This is a genomic window from Microvirga sp. Mcv34, from assembly GCF_024519725.1.
GTDB lineage: Bacteria > Pseudomonadota > Alphaproteobacteria > Rhizobiales > Beijerinckiaceae > Microvirga.
Genome location: NZ_JALJRK010000019.1, coordinates 1 through 16,163 on the forward strand (window position 1 = coordinate 1; position 16,163 = coordinate 16,163).

16 protein-coding genes and 1 tRNA gene are annotated in these 16,163 nt (G+C 66.4%); 9 read left to right on the forward strand and 8 right to left on the reverse strand.

Translation table 11 applies throughout. The features are described 5' to 3' along the window. Positions 1-444: 444 nt before the first annotated feature. Positions 445-519: transfer RNA gene (locus OC446_RS12265), tRNA-Gly, on the reverse strand. Positions 520-668: 149 nt separating this feature from the next. Between OC446_RS12265 and OC446_RS12270 the strand changes: the two genes are divergently transcribed. From OC446_RS12270 to OC446_RS12285, 4 genes are read left to right on the forward strand one after another with little or no spacing between them, the layout of a single operon-like run. Further along, positions 669-1,196: a prolyl-tRNA synthetase associated domain-containing protein gene (locus OC446_RS12270; protein WP_262029312.1), complete on the forward strand. Its 528-nt coding sequence runs from the start codon at positions 669-671 to the stop codon at positions 1,194-1,196. Between the two features lie 42 nt (positions 1,197-1,238). Beyond that, a complete protein-coding gene (trxA, locus tag OC446_RS12275) occupies positions 1,239-2,138 on the forward strand; it encodes a thioredoxin (protein ID WP_262029313.1) in 900 nt (299 codons plus the stop codon). Positions 2,139-2,167: 29 nt separating this feature from the next. Then, the gene (locus OC446_RS12280; RefSeq protein ID WP_262029314.1) at positions 2,168-2,839 is read left to right on the forward strand and encodes an LON peptidase substrate-binding domain-containing protein; all 672 of its coding nucleotides are present in this window, start codon (positions 2,168-2,170) and stop codon (positions 2,837-2,839) included. Positions 2,840-2,850: 11 nt separating this feature from the next. Beyond that, entirely contained in the window at positions 2,851-3,072 is a 222-nt protein-coding gene (locus tag OC446_RS12285) for a Trm112 family protein (RefSeq protein WP_262029315.1), read from the forward strand. 114 nt (positions 3,073-3,186) lie between these two features. On the opposite strand, the gene OC446_RS12290 is transcribed toward OC446_RS12285, so the two are convergent. Continuing rightward, a complete protein-coding gene (locus tag OC446_RS12290) occupies positions 3,187-4,071 on the reverse strand; it encodes an HpcH/HpaI aldolase/citrate lyase family protein (protein ID WP_262029316.1) in 885 nt (294 codons plus the stop codon). 112 nt (positions 4,072-4,183) lie between these two features. On the opposite strand from OC446_RS12290, the gene OC446_RS30855 reads away from it, so the two are divergent. The 3 genes from OC446_RS30855 to OC446_RS12310 all read left to right on the forward strand — a co-directional run bounded on the left by OC446_RS30855 (position 4,184) and on the right by OC446_RS12310 (position 8,317). Further along, positions 4,184-5,878 (forward strand): serine/threonine dehydratase, encoded by a 1,695-nt coding sequence (locus tag OC446_RS30855; RefSeq protein ID WP_315986500.1) that lies wholly within the window; start codon positions 4,184-4,186, stop codon positions 5,876-5,878. Positions 5,879-5,892: 14 nt separating this feature from the next. Further along, on the forward strand, positions 5,893-6,570 hold the full coding sequence (locus OC446_RS12305; protein WP_262029317.1) for a carbonic anhydrase: 678 nt from the start codon (positions 5,893-5,895) through the stop codon (positions 6,568-6,570). A gap of 220 nt (positions 6,571-6,790) precedes the next feature. Then, entirely contained in the window at positions 6,791-8,317 is a 1,527-nt protein-coding gene (locus tag OC446_RS12310) for a sensor histidine kinase (protein WP_262029318.1), read from the forward strand. A gap of 128 nt (positions 8,318-8,445) precedes the next feature. Here OC446_RS12310 and OC446_RS12315 read toward each other — a convergent pair whose 3' ends face one another. Together OC446_RS12315 and OC446_RS12320 are read right to left on the reverse strand one after the other, a co-directional pair. Then, the gene (locus OC446_RS12315) at positions 8,446-9,477 is read right to left on the reverse strand and encodes an aspartate-semialdehyde dehydrogenase (RefSeq protein WP_262029319.1); all 1,032 of its coding nucleotides are present in this window, start codon (positions 9,475-9,477) and stop codon (positions 8,446-8,448) included. Positions 9,478-9,746: 269 nt separating this feature from the next. Further along, positions 9,747-10,229 carry a GNAT family N-acetyltransferase gene (locus OC446_RS12320; protein ID WP_262029320.1) on the reverse strand — a complete coding sequence of 161 codons (483 nt, stop codon included), beginning with the start codon at positions 10,227-10,229 and terminating at the stop codon, positions 9,747-9,749. A 118-nt stretch (positions 10,230-10,347) separates the two neighbouring features. On the opposite strand from OC446_RS12320, the gene OC446_RS12325 reads away from it, so the two are divergent. Next, positions 10,348-11,142 carry a hypothetical protein gene (locus OC446_RS12325; RefSeq protein ID WP_262029321.1) on the forward strand — a complete coding sequence of 265 codons (795 nt, stop codon included), beginning with the start codon at positions 10,348-10,350 and terminating at the stop codon, positions 11,140-11,142. On the opposite strand, the gene OC446_RS12330 is transcribed toward OC446_RS12325, so the two are convergent. After that, positions 11,120-12,244, reverse strand: a complete 1,125-nt coding sequence (locus OC446_RS12330) for a sulfite oxidase (RefSeq protein WP_262029322.1) — start codon at positions 12,242-12,244, stop codon at positions 11,120-11,122. The two genes, OC446_RS12325 and OC446_RS12330, sit on opposite strands and share 23 nt — an antisense overlap. A 140-nt stretch (positions 12,245-12,384) precedes the next feature. Here OC446_RS12330 and OC446_RS12335 point away from each other — a divergent pair, with 140 nt between their 5' ends. Then, positions 12,385-12,729, forward strand: a complete 345-nt coding sequence (locus OC446_RS12335; RefSeq protein ID WP_262029323.1) for a hypothetical protein — start codon at positions 12,385-12,387, stop codon at positions 12,727-12,729. Positions 12,730-12,777: 48 nt separating this feature from the next. Here OC446_RS12335 and leuB read toward each other — a convergent pair whose 3' ends face one another. The 3 genes from leuB to OC446_RS12350 all read right to left on the reverse strand — a co-directional run bounded on the left by leuB (position 12,778) and on the right by OC446_RS12350 (position 16,139). Continuing rightward, a complete protein-coding gene (gene leuB, locus OC446_RS12340) occupies positions 12,778-13,884 on the reverse strand; it encodes a 3-isopropylmalate dehydrogenase (protein ID WP_262029324.1) in 1,107 nt (368 codons plus the stop codon). Between the two features lie 86 nt (positions 13,885-13,970). Next, positions 13,971-15,395 carry a bifunctional serine/threonine-protein kinase/universal stress protein gene (locus tag OC446_RS12345; protein WP_262029325.1) on the reverse strand — a complete coding sequence of 475 codons (1,425 nt, stop codon included), beginning with the start codon at positions 15,393-15,395 and terminating at the stop codon, positions 13,971-13,973. 3 nt (positions 15,396-15,398) lie between these two features. Continuing rightward, positions 15,399-16,139 (reverse strand): metallophosphoesterase family protein, encoded by a 741-nt coding sequence (locus tag OC446_RS12350; RefSeq protein WP_262029326.1) that lies wholly within the window; start codon positions 16,137-16,139, stop codon positions 15,399-15,401. Between the last annotated feature and the right edge of the window lie 24 nt (positions 16,140-16,163).

The following is a 16,163-nucleotide window of genomic DNA, read 5'->3' on the forward strand; positions in this document are numbered from 1 at the left end:
GGGTGCTGTGCATCGCCGCAACTCACGACTGGATCAAGATCTAACAGGGCCTAGAGCATTTTTCGGTGAAGTGGGTCCGGTTCACCGTCAAAAAATGCGGTCAGACAAAGAAGAGAGGTGTTTCCACGTCAGTGGAAACAGCTCTAGCGCATCGGACGGAAAAGTGGACCCGGTTTTCCGGTCCATCCGATGCGCCAGTCAAGAGAAAGAGCATCGGATGAATCCCAAAAGTGGAAGCCACTTTTGGGTCCGAGGTTCTAGCCGTTGCGGCCAACCCGTCCGGCGGCACCAGCGGCGCTCTTGCCCGCCCTGCCTCTCATGGCATCGACAAATTCTGCCCTCCGAGCCTGCTCGGAGGGTTTTCGTTCAGGGGAAAGGGGGTTCGGAAAACGAAAAGCCCGCCTTGCGGCGGGCCTTCGTACAACTCTCGTTTCCGAGAGAAATTGGAGCGGGCGAAGGGATTCGAACCCTCGACCCCAACCTTGGCAAGGTTGTGCTCTACCCCTGAGCTACACCCGCGCTCCGCGATGCCGTGGCATCGTTGCGAGGCCCGTGATGTGCCCCAAAACGCGACGTATTGCAAGAGGGACCTGCCGATCTTTTCGCGGTAGCCCTTGAGCCTGCTTCATCCGGTCGCTAGAACGCGGGCCGGTACGGAGGTTGCAAGCTTGGCCCATCTGTCTCCCCGGGAACTCCTGGATCGCCTATCCTCCCTCGGCATCGCGGCCGAGACGGTGGAGCACGAACCCGTCTTCACGGTGGCCGAATCGGCTTCCGTCAAGGAGCGGATCCCGGGAGCCCATTCCAAGAACCTGTTCGTGAAGGACAAGAAGGGCCGCTTCTTCCTGATTTCCGCCAAGCACGACACCGCCATCGACCTCAAGCGCACCCATGAGGCCATCGGGGCCTCCGGCCGCCTCTCCTTCGGCTCGGCCGAGCAGCTGCGCGCGCTTCTCGGGGTCGAGCCCGGCTCGGTCACCGTCTTCGCGGTGGTGAACGATACGGACGGCAGGGTCACGATGGTGCTCGACGCGAATCTCATGGAGCACGAGCGGGTGAATTTTCACCCGCTGGTCAATTCCATGACCACCGGCATATCCCGGGAGGATCTGGTGACCTTCCTGCGGGCCACGGGGCACGATCCCCTCATCCTGCGCCTGCCGGAACCGCCGGTGGAATTGTCAGACGACGCCTGAGCTCCCATGTAAGGAGCGTTCTTCTCACCTTTCGAGGATCGCATGCTGTCCGATACCCCCGTCCCCTCCTCCGACGACCTCGTGAAGGACACCACCACGGCGAATTTCCGCCAGGACGTTCTGGCCGAGTCCATGCAGCAGCCGGTGCTGGTCGATTTCTGGGCCCCCTGGTGCGGCCCCTGCAAGCAGCTCACCCCGATCCTGGAAAAGGCCGTGCGGGCCGCCGGCGGCAAGGTGAAGCTCGTCAAGATGAACATCGACGAGCATCCGCAGATCGCCGGTCAGCTCGGCGTGCAGTCGATTCCGGCCGTCTTCGCCTTCCAGCGCGGCCAGCCGGTGGACGGCTTCATGGGTGCCCTGCCCGAGAGCCAGATCAAGAGCTTCATCGAGCGCCTCGTCGGACCGCTCGGGCCTGGCGCCGCCGAGGAGATCCTGGCCGAGGCTGACCGCCTGGCGGCGGAGGGCGATATCGGCGGCGCGGCCGAACTCTACTCCGCCGTGCTGGCCCAGGACCCGGAGAACGTCGCGGCCCTCGCGGCTCTCGTGAAGCTGCATGTGGAGGTGAGCGACTTGGAAGGCGCCAAGCGCTTCCTCGCCATGGCGCCGGCCGCGAAAGCCAACGATCCGGCCCTGGCCGGCGCGCGGGCGGCCATCGAGCTCGCCGAGCAGGCGGGCTCCCTCGGCGATCTGGCGGAGCTCCAGCGCAGGGTCGAGGCCGACCCGGTGGACCATCAGGCCCGTTTCGATCTGGCCGTGGGCCTGAACGCCCTCGGGCGGCGCGAAGAAGCTGCCAATCACCTCCTTGAAATCGTCCGCCGCGACCGCAATTGGAACGAGGACGGCGCACGCAAGCAGCTCGTCCAGTTCTTTGAGGCCTGGGGCCCGATGGACGCGATGACGCTGGCAGGGCGGCGGAGGCTCTCCTCGCTCCTGTTCTCTTGACGCTGTCCAACGCGGTTTAGGAGATCGGAATGGGAATGAACGCGGTATACCGAGGGCCGGAGGATTGCCCGTCGGTCATTCCCGTCTTCCCGCTTCCCGGCGCCCTTCTCCTGCCGCGCGGGCAGATGCCGCTCAACATCTTCGAGCCGCGCTACCTCGCGATGGTCGACGAGGCGCTGAAGACCGACCGGATCGTCGGCATGGTGCAGCCGGATGCGGACAACGACCCGCAGGCGAGCGTGCCGAAGCTCTACCGGGTCGGCTGCGCCGGCCGCATCACGCAGCTCGCCGAAACCGGCGACGGGCGGTATCTCATCACGCTCATCGGCATCGCGCGCTTCCGCATCGAGGAGGAACTGCCGGCGGTGAACCTGTTCCGCCAGTGTCGGGTGTCGTTCGATCCCTTCGCCAGCGATTTCACCGCCCGCTCCGGTGAGAACCAGGTGGACCGGGCCGGCGTGGTCAAGGCCCTACGCGACTTCGTCAACGCGGTGCATGTGAAGGTCGATTGGCGCGGCATCGAGGAGGCGCCCAACGAGGCTCTCGTGAATGCTCTGTGCATGATGAGCCCCTTCGGCGTGCGCGAGAAGCAGGCGCTGCTCGAAGCCCCCGACCTGAAGAGCCGGGCGGAGGTGCTCATCGCCCTGACGGAGATAGAGCTCGCCCGCGGCGGCGCCGGCTCCGACTCGACCCTGCAATAGGAAGGACCGCAATGGTTCCGGATACCCCTCAGCCCGAAACGCCCGCGCCCGTCGAGGCGACGCGGATCGACCCCAAGCTCCTGGAGCTTCTCGTCTGCCCGCTCACCAAGGAAACGCTCGAATACGACGCCGCCCGCCAGGAGCTGATCAGTCGCCGCGCCAGGCTCGCCTACCCGATCCGCGACGGCATTCCGATCATGCTGCCGGAAGAGGCCCGGCAACTGACGGATTGAGCGAAGCGCTCCGCTGTCATCCCTGACGCACGCAGTGCGGGAAGGGGATCCAGGATGCGGAGCGTGCCGGTAAATTCCCTTCCCCTCCGCTACGCATCCTCCCGGGAATGACGCTTAAGTGGTTTGCTTCGATATCGCCTCCGCCAGCGCCAATGTCCGCCTCGCCATTTCCGCATGAAGCCGCTCGACCATGCGGCCGTTGAGGCTGATGGCGCCCTTAGCCCTGTTCTCCGGCTGCTCGAAGGCCGCAACGATGGCGCGGGCGCTCTCGATCTCGTCCTCGGACGGAGCGAAGATCCCGTTGGCGGCCGCGATCTGGTCGGGATGGATCAGCGTCTTGCCGTCGAAGCCGCAATCGCGGCCCTGCTCGCATTCGGCGCGAAAGCCGCTTTCATCGGACAGGGTGTTGTAGACCCCGTCGAGAATGTCGATGCCGTGCGCCCGCGCGGCGGCGAGCGCGGTCATGAGCCAGGGCAGCATCGCGGCGCGCCCGGGCAGCAGGCGGGTGCGGGTATCCTTGGCGAGATCGTTGGTGCCCAGGACGAAGCAGGACAGCCGCGTGTCGACGTCATGCGCCGCGCTCGCGATGGATTCCGCCCGCAGGATCGCCTGCGGCGTCTCGATCATGGCCCAGATCCGGGTGCATTCCGCGGCCCCGAGCTTGCGCAGGCGCAGGCCCACCGCCGCGAGCGTTTCGGCCGAGGACACTTTCGGAACGAGGATCGCGTCGGGCGCGGCCGCGACGGCCGCCGCCAAATCGACCGCGCCCCAGGGGGATTCGAGGGCGTTGATGCGAATCACCAATTCCCGTCGGCCGTAGCCTCCGGCCTGAACGGCGGCGCAGACCTGATCGCGCGCCTGCTCCTTCAAATCGGGCGCGACTGCGTCCTCCAGATCGAAGATCACCACGTCGGCGGCCAGCGTCTTCGCCTTCTCGATCGCGCGGGCGTTCGATCCGGGCATGTAGAGGGCGCTGCGGCGCGGGCGAATCGGGATCATGGCTTGCTCCTCCTGCGGCCCACCGGTTTTAGGGGCGCAGCCCCGGGAAGAACAGGGTCGTTTCCGACGCTGGAGCAGCGGTGTACGAAAGAAGACGAGGAGACAACGGGCCATGTGGGTTGCAGGTTTGGACGGCTGCCGGGCCGGATGGATCGCGGTTCTGATGCGGCTGGACGATCCGGACAGCCACCGCATCATGATCGCCCCGTCCTTCGAGGCCGTCGCCGATGCGCCGGAGCAGCCCTCTTTGATCGCCGTCGACATGCCTGTCGGCCTGCCGGACCGAACGGCAGGATCGGGCCGCCTGCCGGAGCAGCTGATTCGCCCCTTGCTCGGTGAGCGGCAATCCTCCGTCTTCGCGATCCCCTCCCGCCGCTCCGTGGAGGCGACCGATTATGGAGAGGCCTGCGCAATCGCCGCCGCCACCTCCGATCCGTCGCGGAAGGTGTCGCGGCAGGGCTTTGCCATCTTCCCGAAGATCCGCGAGATCGACGCGCTGCTGCGGGCCCGGCCCGACCTGGTCCCCCGCGTCCATGAGGTGCATCCCGAGCTCGCCTTCTGGGCCCTGAACGGAGGCCGGGCACTCGACCGGCCGAAGAAGGTGAAGGGAGTACCCTACGGGCCCGGCATGGCGCTGCGCCGCGATCTGCTGAGGCGATCCGCGCTTTGTCCCGACAGCCTGATCGATGCGCCGCCGCCCCGCGGCGCCGCCCAGGACGACCTGCTCGATGCGCTTGCGGGGTTGACCGTGGCGCTGGATCTCGCGAGAGGTGGAGGACAATCCTTCCCCGACCCGCCGGGCCGTGACGCGCACGGCCTGCCGGTCGCCATCTGGACGCTCCGCAAGCAGCCCCAAGGTCGAGCCATGCCCATCACCCGCGCCGAGATCGAAGCGGCCCATGCCCGCATCGCCCCCCATATCCGCCGGACGCCCGTCCTGAACATGGCCAGCGCCTTCGGCCATGACGGGCCGGTGAGCCTGAAGCTCGAGTTCCTCCAGCATGCGGGCTCGTTCAAGACCCGCGGCGCCTTCAACACCCTGTTGTCGATGGACGTGCCGGCAGGCGGCGTCGCGGCCGCATCCGGCGGCAATCACGGGGCAGCCGTAGCCTATGCGGCGAAGCAGCTGGGCGTGAAGGCGCGCATCTTCGTGCCGGAGATCTCGAGCCCCGCCAAGATTGCCGTCATCCGCTCGCATGGGGCCGAGGTGGTGATCGGCGGCGCGCGCTACGCGGACGCGCAGGCCGCCTGCGATCTCTACGTGGCGGAGAGCGGTGCGTTGCGTGTCCACCCCTTCGGAGCCGAAAGCACAATGATCGGCCAGGGCACGGCGGCCCTCGAATGGGAGCAGGATGCACCCGCCCTCGATACAGTTCTCGTGGCGGTCGGCGGCGGCGGTCTCATCAGCGGGGTCGCCAGTTGGTGGGCCGGGCGCGTGAAAGTGGTGGGCGTCGAACCGGAGGGCTCTCGGGCGCTCCACGCCTCGCTCGAAGCCGGGCGGCCCGTCGACGTGGACGTGGATTCGGTGGCGGCCGATTCGCTCGGCGCGAAGAACACCGGCGATCTGGTCTATTCCATCTGCCGGGACACGGTCGATCACGTGGCTCTCGTCACCGATGCGGCGATCCGCGACGCGCAGCGGATGCTGTGGCGCGACTATCGTATCGCGTCCGAACCCGGCGGTGCGGCCGCACTGGCGGCTCTCGTTTCGGGGGCTTATAAACCCCGCTCGGGCGAGCGCGTCGGCGTGCTCCTGTGCGGGGCCAATGTCGAGCTCGCCAAGCTGGCCGAAATTACCCATCCTTGAAGGGAAGGACGCCCATGTTTCCCCAACGTCTGACCGAAGGTTACCGCGCGTTCCTCGATGACCGCCTTCCGCGTGAGAAGAACCGCTATGAGGCACTGGCCGAGAGGGGACAGTCGCCCGAGGTCATGATCATCGGCTGCTGCGACAGCCGCGTCTCGCCGGAAGTGATCTTCGATGCCAGTCCCGGAGAGATGTTCGTCGTCCGAAACGTGGCGAACCTGGTGCCGCCCTTCGAAACCGGCGGCGATTACCACGGCACCTCGGCGGCCCTCGAATTCGCCGTGCAGGCGCTGCGCGTGAAGCACATCGTGGTGCTCGGCCATGCCCGCTGCGGCGGCATCCGGGCCTTTGCCGACGACACGGCCCCCCTGTCGCCGGGTGATTTCATCGGCCGCTGGATGACCCTGATCAAGCCTGCCGGCGACCGCCTGGGCCCTCATGGCGGCAATCTCGACGAATATCTGCCCCGCCTGGAACGCGCCGCCATCGAGAACAGCCTGCAGAACCTGATGACGTTCCCCTGCGTCAGGATCCTCGTGGAGCGCGGCAAGCTGCAGCTCCACGGCGCTTATTTCGGCGTTGCGACCGGCGTCCTGCTCGTGCGCGATCCGGAGACGGGAGAATTCAAGCCGGCCGTCGAGGACGCACCAGGACGCATCTCGGCGTTCCGTGCGGATCCGGTCCGGGAATAAAGCCCGCGGGAACGCGCGGCCGTTCGCACGAAGGCCGATTGTCGCGTCGCATCCGACCTCTATATTCCCATGGGTGGCTCGGCTGTCCTGAGAACTATTCCTGGTTTGGCGCCGTTACCAAGGCAGGATGACCTGATGTCGATGATCCTTCGGACGGCGCAACTGAACCTTCTCGACCTTCTTCTGCGGGATCTTCCTCGAAGGTCCCGGATCGCCCCCCGTGCACGGTAACCTGAGAACGGCACCGGCCGATTTCCTGGCGGGCGGCGAGGAGATGTCGACCCTGATGGAAACGTTCGACTGGGCCGGCACGTCCATCGGGTCCATGGAGATGTGGCCCCAGAGCCTGCGCACCACCATCAGCATCATGCTGCGTTCGCCGATCCCGATGGTCCTTCTCTGGGGGCCGGACGGGATCATGATCTACAACGACGCTTACACGGTCTTCGCTGCCGGCCGGCATCCCCGGCTTCTCGGCTCCAAGGTCCTGGAGGGCTGGGCCGAGGTGGCGGATTTCAACGCCCATGTGATGCGGGTGGGGATGGCGGGCGGCACGCTCTCCTACCGCGACCAGGAGCTCACGCTCCACCGCAACAACGTCCCCGAACAGGTCTGGATGAATCTGGACTACAGTCCCGTCATCGACGAGACCGGCAAGCCCGGCGGCGTCCTTGCCATCGTGGTCGAGACGACCGAGCGCGTACAAGCCGAGCGCCGGATCATGGCCGAGAAGGACCGTCTGAGCGAACTGTTTCACCAGGCGCCCGGATTCATGGTCATCTACCGGGGGCCGGACCATGTCTTCGAGCTCGTGAACGAGGCCTATTACCAGTTGGTCGGCCGTCGTGAGATCATCGGCAAACCGCTTCTGGAAGCCTTGCCAGAGGTGGCCGATCAGGGCTTCGTGGAACTCCTCGACAATGTCTACCGGACCCGGGAGCCGTTCGTCGGCCATGGCATTTCGGTCTATCTGCAGCGCCATGCTGCGAAGGACCCGGAGGAGCGCTTCGTCGATTTCGTCTACCAGCCGATCCGCGATGGCGACGGGCAGATCACCGGCATCTTCGCGGAGGGCAGCGATGTGACCGAGCGCGTCCGCTCCGAAGAACACCAGCGGCTTCTGCTCAACGAGTTGAACCATCGCGTCAAGAACACCCTGGCGACGGTGCAATCGATCACCTCGCAGACCTTGCGCATGGCGGGCTCGACGAGAGCCGCCCAGGAGGCGATCGAATCGCGCCTGTTCGCACTCTCCCGCGCCCATGACGTGCTCACCCGCGAGAACTGGGACGGGGCGTGGATCAAGGAGGTCGTCAAGCACGCGATGCAGCCCTTCCAGACAGCCGGTCACAGCCGCATTCACTGTCACGGGCACGAGGTCAGGCTGCCGCCCAACACGACCCTGGCTCTCGCCATGGCGCTCCAGGAACTCGCGACCAACGCGGTCAAATACGGCTCCCTGTCCAACGAGACGGGCGAGGTCCGGATCAGCTGGCACGTGGACCGCTCCCGGGAACGGCCGCACCTGCTGCTGACCTGGGAGGAGAAGGGCGGACCGCCCGTCGCTCCGCCCTCTCGTCGGGGATTCGGCACGCGGCTCGTCGAGCGCAGCCTGGCGCAAGGCCATCTTGCCGGAGAGGCCAAGATCAATTTCGCTCAGAGCGGTGTCGTATGCACCATCGATGCGCCGCTCCTGGCCGCCCATGAGGAGCTGGCATCACTCACGTCCGAAGAGGCTGGCTTGTAAAAGGCTCACGCGTGTTTCCCTCTCCCTTGAGGGGAGGAATGCACCCGCCCGCTGTGGCCGCCACTCAGGCTGGGACAGCCCAAACAAAAAGGCCGCCCGGAGGCGGCCTTTCGTAACGGCTGGAGCGCTTAGGCCGCCTGCTTCTTCGGCTTCAGCAGGCCGCGATTGGCCATGGCCTCGGCGATCTGCACGGCGTTCAGTGCCGCGCCCTTGCGCAGGTTGTCCGACACGCACCAGAAGGACAGGCCGTTCTCGACCGTGATGTCCTCGCGGATGCGGGAGATGTAGGTGGCGTCTTCTCCGGCCGCCTCGTGGGGCGTGATGTAGCCGCCGGGCTCGCGCTTATCGACCACCATGATGCCGGGCGACGAGCGCAGGATGTCGCGCGCTTCGTCGGCCGTGATCGGGTTCTCGAATTCCACGTTGACGGCTTCCGAGTGGCTGATGAAGACCGGGACGCGCACGCAGGTGGCGGTGAGCTTGATCTTGGGGTCGAGAATCTTCTTCGTCTCGGCCATCATCTTCCACTCTTCCTTCGTGTATCCGTCCTCCATGAACACGTCGATGTGCGGGATCAGGTTGAAGGCGATGCGCTTGGGAAACTTCTTCTCCTGCACATCCTGCAGGGAATAGAGCGCCTTGGTCTGGCGGTCGAGTTCGTCCATGCCGTCCTTGCCGGCGCCGGAGACGGACTGGTAGGTAGCGACGACCACGCGCTTGATGGTTGCGCGGTCATGGAGCGGCTTCAGGGCCACGACGAGCTGGGCGGTGGAGCAGTTCGGGTTGGCGACGATGCCCTTCTTGACCTCGCGCAGCGCCTCGGCATTCACCTCCGGCACCACCAGGGGCACCTCCGGGTCGTAGCGCCAGGCCGAGGAATTGTCGATCACGACCGCGCCCTGGGCGGCGATCTTGGGCGACCATTCCTTGGAGACCTCACCGCCGGCGGACATGAGGCAGAGATCGACGTCGGAGAAGTCGTAGGTGTCGAGCGTCTTCGTCTTCAGGGTCTTGTCGCCGTAGGAAACCTCCGACCCCTGGCTGCGGCGGGAGGCCAAAGCCACCACCTCGTCGGCCGGGAAGGCCCGCTCGGCAAGGATGCTCAGCATCTCGCGGCCCACATTGCCGGTCGCACCGACGACGGCGATCTTGAAACCCATTGATCTTCTCCTGTTGTGGCTCTCCCCGGATGTGTGAAAACCCTATTCGGGTGCTGCCTCTCGCCCCGACGGGAGAGAGGACCGGGGACGACGAGGCTTATTCGGCCGTCGTTTTCACGGCCGTCGTGGCGGTTTTCGTTTTGCTCGTCGTCAGAGTGAGCAGCGCCATTGCCATCGTCCATCCAGAAGCCCGGACAGGGCTTCGATACGCTGCCAGCAACACACCAAAGACACGCTTTCGTCAAGCGTTTCCTCGGCCCCGCAGGCCTTCAATCGTCCGACAGCACGTCGGCCGAGAGATTGAAGCGGTAGAAGACCTTGTCCATCCGCTCGGCTCCCAGGCGCTCGTAGAACATCTGGGCCCGCGTGTTGGTGCCCTCGGTCGTCAGGTCGATGCGGGACAGGCCCTGCGCTCGGGCATGATCGGCAAGCCAGCGCATGAGCACGGCGCCCACAGCCTGTCCTCGGGCCTGATCCTCGACGAAAAGCTCCTTGACGAAGAGCAGGCCCGAGAGCCTGAAGCCGGGCCGCAACACCGCGAAGCAGGCGAGGCCCACCGGGTGGCCGTCCCGGAAGGCCAGGGCATAGCGCGTGCCTTCCGCCTCCCGCATGGAACGCTCGACCATGGCCAAGGTCGAAGCGAGGGACTGGGCGGCCTCCGGGCCCCCGTAATGCAGGTCCAGGGCCTGGACCAAGGCCGCGACCTCGGGGGCGTCGTCCAGGGTGGCGAGGCGAATGACGGTTGGAGGCATGCGGTCCTGGAGCGATTAAGCTTTGGTTTACCTTGCTTAGCAAAACCTTTCGGACCCTGGCCAGTGTCACGGTAGAACATGTTGATGACGTGATCAGCAGGGTTGATTGGTTCAAGCGATGCCGCGGGCGGTTTATGCCGAATGGGATGAGGAGGACGTCGCCGACTGGGTCGACGAACGCCCGGCCCGTCGCCCGCGCCGGAAGCCGCTCGGCTGGCTCCGCGTCATCCTGATGTCGACCTGCAGCATCGCCGGGCTGGTCTATTTCGCCCTGGAGCAGGAGCAGACGGCCGGCCCGCCGGGGCGTCGGACGGAGGTCCCCTCCTCGGTCCTGGTCGCGCCCGCGCCCGCCTGGAGGCCCCTGCCGCCTTCGTCGGCGCCCTACACGCTCGCTGGCGCGTCCAGCGCTGTTGCGTCGGAAGCGCGCGAACATGCGAATGGCGCCCGGGAGGATACCCTGGTCCTCGGGCGCTTCGGCGACTTCCGCTATGCGCAGGTGAGCCTGGTGCAGGGCACGGCCGAGACGGCCGGAAGCTTTTATATCGATATCGTCCGCCGGGCGGCACGCTCCGGCCTCGCGGTGGCGCATCAGGGCCAGAGCCGCATGGTCGAGACCAAGTTCGGCCCCGTGGAGGCGGCCCCCCTCCTCCTGGCGAACAAGGGCGAGCAGGCCTGTCAGGCCTTCCGCCTGCCGGATGCCTCCGCCGAGTTCAGCTTCCAGGGCTGGCTGTGCGGAGCCTCGGCGCCGGACGAGGCGCAGCTCGCCTGCTTCATCGACGGCATCGCCCTTTCGGGAGGCACGAACCCCTCCCTGAAAGCCGTTTTCGCCCGAGCGGAGCGCAGCCGCACGGAGGCCTGCGGGCCGGTTGCCCGCACCGCCGCGGCGCCGGTCAAGCCTCCGGCCCGACCGTGATCGCCACCCGGTGCATGACGTTGCAGCCGTAACCGTTCGGGTTCCAGTTGGCCGCACGGAAGGGCTGGGCGCGGCCCCGTGAATCGGTTGCCCGGGCAAAGATCTCGTAAACACCGTCGCCGGCCAGAGGCAGGGATACGTGCCAGCGCGCCCAGTCGTAGCGATTACGCGGCGGTGTCATCGCGGCTTCCACCCAGGTCGCTCCGCCGTCGATGGTCACGTCGACTCGAGCGACCGTGTCGTCACCCGCCCAGGCGGCGCCCCGGACCTCGATGGAACGTGTGCCGTCCCGGTACCGCGCGCCATCGGCCGGTGCGGTGACGATGCTGCGCACGGGCATCGATTCGAGGACCCGGGTCTCCACGCTCCGTCCATCCGCACCTGGGGCCAGGGGATGGACGGGCAGCCGGTAGGACAGACCCGTCATGCCCGGCCCATCGTGCTCCCGGTCGCGGATCCAGATCCGCGTGAGCCATTTCTGGCTCAAGGAGCCCGGCCAGCCCGGCACGATGAGACGCAGAGGACCGCCATGAATGAACGGCAAGGGCTCGCCATTCATCGCCCAGACCAGGAGCGTGTGCTCCTCCAGGGCCTTGGCGATGGGCATGCCGCGCGACATGGCCTGTTGCTCGTGGCTTCCGTGCTTGTCCGGATCGGCGCCGAAATGCCCGGTGAACAGACCCGTGTCCTTCAGGCCCGCCGCGCGCAGTACGTCGCCCAGGGAGACACCCGTCCATTCGGCGCAGCCGGCGCCGCCATTCGTCCAGGCATTACCCTCGGCCTTGGGCTCGAAGAAGGAGCGCCCGTTGCCCCCGCATTCGAGCACCATGCGGAAGGTCTTGTGCGCAAATCGGCTCTTCAGCTCCGCCACGGACAGGCGCAGCGGATGCTCGACCTCGCCGTCGATCGTGAAGGTCCAGGCCTCGGAATCGCCCACCAGCCGGGGCAGAAGGCCGTTGTTGCGCACGAAGAACCGCGCGATCGGAGTCGTCTCGTCATCGAGAAACTCTTCGGGCGTCTCCGCCACCAGCGGGGTCTCGCCCAGAAGGCTCAGACCCTTTTTTGCCGATAGTGCGAAACCAACCTTGGGTTTATCCTGCATCGGCTGTCGTCCTCCTCACCTCGCGGTGAACGTCACGCTTCGAAGGAACCATTTTATCGGCGTCGCCTTGTTCTGACAGTATTTGCTTGTGTTGACGGCGCACAACAGAAGGTCAATGCGCCATTCTTGGAGGTTTACCCATGCGCCGCATCGCACTTTTGGGTTTGGCTTCAGTGGCTGCGCTCACATCCCTTTCGGTGGTGGCTGATGCGCAGACCCGGGATCGCCCCCTTGTCCTCAGGGTTCAGCCTCGCAGCTTCCTGGACCCGGGACCGGCGGTTCCCGTGGGATCGATCAATCCGGGGATCAGCGGCTACGGGCAAACGCAGTCCTATCTGCTCAGCCCGGATTACGCTCCCAATCGCGATCGCTTCGGCCTCAATCTTCTGCCCGATCCGATCACCAACGGACCCTTCGTCGGCTCGCGCAATCCATTCCCGAGCTACAGCACTCCCACCGTCGAATCGACCGGTTCGATCCGCTGACCCTGTCACGAATGAGCCCCGGACCACGTCCGGGGCTTCTTTCATGGCTTAGGAGAGAGCCTCGAGTTCCTTGACGATGGCATCGCCCACGTCCTGGGTGCCGACCGCATTCGCGCCGGGAGCCGCGATGTCCTTCGTGCGGGTGCCGGAGGCGAGGACGTTGGCGATGGCCTTGTCCAGGCGATCCGCCTCGTCCAGCAGGCCAAAGGAATAGCGCAGGGCCATGCCGAAGGAGCCGATCATGGCGATGGGATTGGCCAGTCCCTTGCCGGCGATGTCCGGCGCGGAGCCGTGCACGGGCTCGTAGAGCGCCTTGCGCTGGCCGGTGACCGGATCCTCCGCGCCGAGCGAGGCGGAAGGCAGCATGCCGAGGGAGCCGGTGAGCATCGCGGCGATGTCGGACAGGATGTCGCCGAAGAGGTTGTCGGTGACGATCACGTCGAACTGCTTTGGCCAACGCACGAGCTGCATGGCACAGTTGTCGGCGAGCACGTGCTCGAGCTCGACGTCCGAGAACTCGCCCTTGTGGATGCGGGTGACGACCTGGCGCCAGAACACCCCGGTCTTCATCACGTTGAACTTCTCGGCCGAAGAGACCTTGTTGCGGCGTTTGCGGGCAAGATCGAAGGCGACACGCGCGATGCGCTCCACCTCGTGCGTGTGGTAAATCTGCGTGTCGACGGCGCGCTGGGAGCCGTCCTCCAGGGTCACGATCTCCTTCGGCTCGCCGAAATAGACGCCGCCCGTGAGCTCGCGCACGATCATGATGTCGAGGCCTTCCACCACCTCGCGCTTGAGCGAGGAGGCATCGGCCAGAGCGGGATAGCAGATCGCCGGACGCAGGTTGGCGAAGAGGCCGAGATCCTTGCGCAGGCGCAGCAGGCCGGCTTCGGGGCGAACCGCATAAGGCACGCTGTCCCATTTCGCGCCGCCGACGGCGCCGAAGAGCACCGCATCGGCCTGCTGAGCGCGATCCATGGCGGCTTCGGAGATCGACGCGCCGTGCGCGTCATAGGCGGCGCCGCCGACGAGATCCGTCTCGGTCTCGAAGCCGACGCCGCGCTTGCGGAACCAGCCCACGATCTTCTCGACCTCTCGCATGACCTCCGGACCGATGCCGTCGCCGGGGAGAAGGAGAAGCTTGTGCGTTGCCATGGGAGGGCCCCTGTTCTGTCGTGATCGAATGCAGGGTTCTTAAAAGACCGAATGCGCGCCTTGGCAAGCTTTTGTCGCGTCGTCCCTTAGGCGGAGACATCCCGGCCGTTTTCCTCACGCCGGTCCTTGGGCGTCCTGACGACCGTTACGGAGCACGGCGCCTCGGCGACCACCTGCGACGAGACGCTGCCGAGATAGCGCCTGAGCGCCGAGGAGGCCCGCGCGCCGATCACGATGTGGTCGACATTGTTGCGGCAGGCGTAGTCGACGAGGGCGGCGGCCGGGTCGGGCGCCTCCAGCACGCTGCAGGTGATCCGCTCCTGCGGAATGTCCAGGGACGCGCCCCAGTGGCGGAGCTGGACGAGCCGCTGGACATGGAGGCTGTTGCCGTCCTGGTCCTCCAGGATGTCCACGGCGATGCGCGACGTCTTCAGGATGTTGACGCAGGCGATGCGCGCTTCGCCCTCGATCGACAGGATGCGGCCGACCATCCTGCGCAGGGCTTCGGCGAGATCCTCGTTACCCGGGGAGAGGTCGATGGCGGCCAGGATGATGGGCGCCCGCGACAGATGACCGGCGATGTCGGGCGTCTCGAGCGGCTGCGCCTTGCGCGCCTTCAGCCAGCGCCGGAAGGTTTTGACGCCACCGTCCCGCTCCATTCGCTCGGCCCGCCCGGTGAGCCGAACTTGGTCCGGGTTCTCCAGGTCGAGGGCGAGCAAGGCCGCCGTTGCGTAACGGTCATCCGGATCAACCTCCAGGCAGCGCAGGATCACCTCCTGCAGCCAGCGCGGGCAATCGGGATTGAGCGCCCGGGGCGGCACCGGATCGCGCCACAGGCGGCGGCGGATCTCGCCGCCGCGCGGGTTGCCGAAGGGGCGCTCGCCCGTGGCGAAAAAGTACATCATCACGCCGAGCGCGAAGAGATCGCTGCGCGGATCGGCCCGGTCCTGCAGCACCTGCTCGGGCGCCATGTAGGGCGTGGTTCCGAAGGGCTCGCGGAACTCCTCGGCCAGGAGGTCGGGCAGATATTCGTGCCGGGCGAAGCCGTAATCGATCAGAACCGCCTCGCCGGTGTCCCGGATCATCACGTTGCTCGGCTTGATGTCGAGATGGATCACGTGCTGGCGATGCAGGTCGTGCAGGGCATGCGCCACCTTGGCCCCGATGGCGGCGACCTCGGACCAGGGCAGAGGCGCCTCATCGAGGCGGCTTTTGAGCGATGCGCCGGGGATACGCTCCATGACGATGTAGGGCATCGGATCGAGCGGGCCCGTGGCGACGAAGCGGGGCACGTGCGGACCCGAGAGGCGCGGCATGATCATCTGCTCGGTTTCGAAGCACACGATGGGCAGCGGGTCGTCGCTGTCGATCAGCATCGGGATCTTCATGATCAGCGGCGTCGGATCGCCTTCGTGGCTCACCGCCCAGAGTTGCGCCATGCCGCCGGTGCCGAGATTCTCCCGCAGCTCGAACCCGTCGATCACCATGCCGGGATTCAGACGCCAGCGCATGCGTCAGCGGCCCTGTTCGAGGCGAAGCGCCAGCTTCTCCGGCAGGCCCGCCTCGCGCACCTTCCGGGCCGCCGTCGCCGTGTCGTAGGGCACGCGCAGGTAGCGCAGGGTCTGGCGGGCGGTGTCGAAGACCGCGTAATTCGCCGCCGCGACCCCGTCCCGCGGCTGCCCGACGGCGCCGATCACCGCCAGCCAGGTGCGGGTCGGCAGGAGCGGGATGTCATTGTTGGCCACCGGCGCGAAGGCCCCGACCTTGGCCGTGGTGCTCATGTGGTAGAGCATCGGCACATGCACATGCCCGCAGAAGGTGATGTGGGCGTCCACCCGGCTGAAATGCCGGACCGCCTCCATGAGACCCGACATGTAGTCCCAGCCGCGGGGGGCATAGCCGTTGGCATGGACGTAGAGGACGTTGCCCTCCTCGTGGGTGAGGGGAAGGCCGGCCAGGAACCGGCGCTGCTCCGACCCGAGCTGCGTGCGGGTCCAGCGGATCGCCTCCTGGGCGATGCTGTTCATGTCCTGGTCGGAGCCGTCGATGGCCGCGTCGTGGTTGCCGAGAAGCGCCACGGCGCCCTGGGCTACGAGCCCCCTGACCGTATCGACCACCCAGGCCGGATCGGCCCCGTACCCGACGTAGTCGCCGAGAAGGACGAAACGGTCGACCTGGAGCAGGCGCGCATGGGCGAGACAGGCCGACAGGGCCTCACGGTTGCCGTGGATGTCGGTAAGGAGGGCGATGAGCATGGTGTCAGTACAATCCCAAACTCA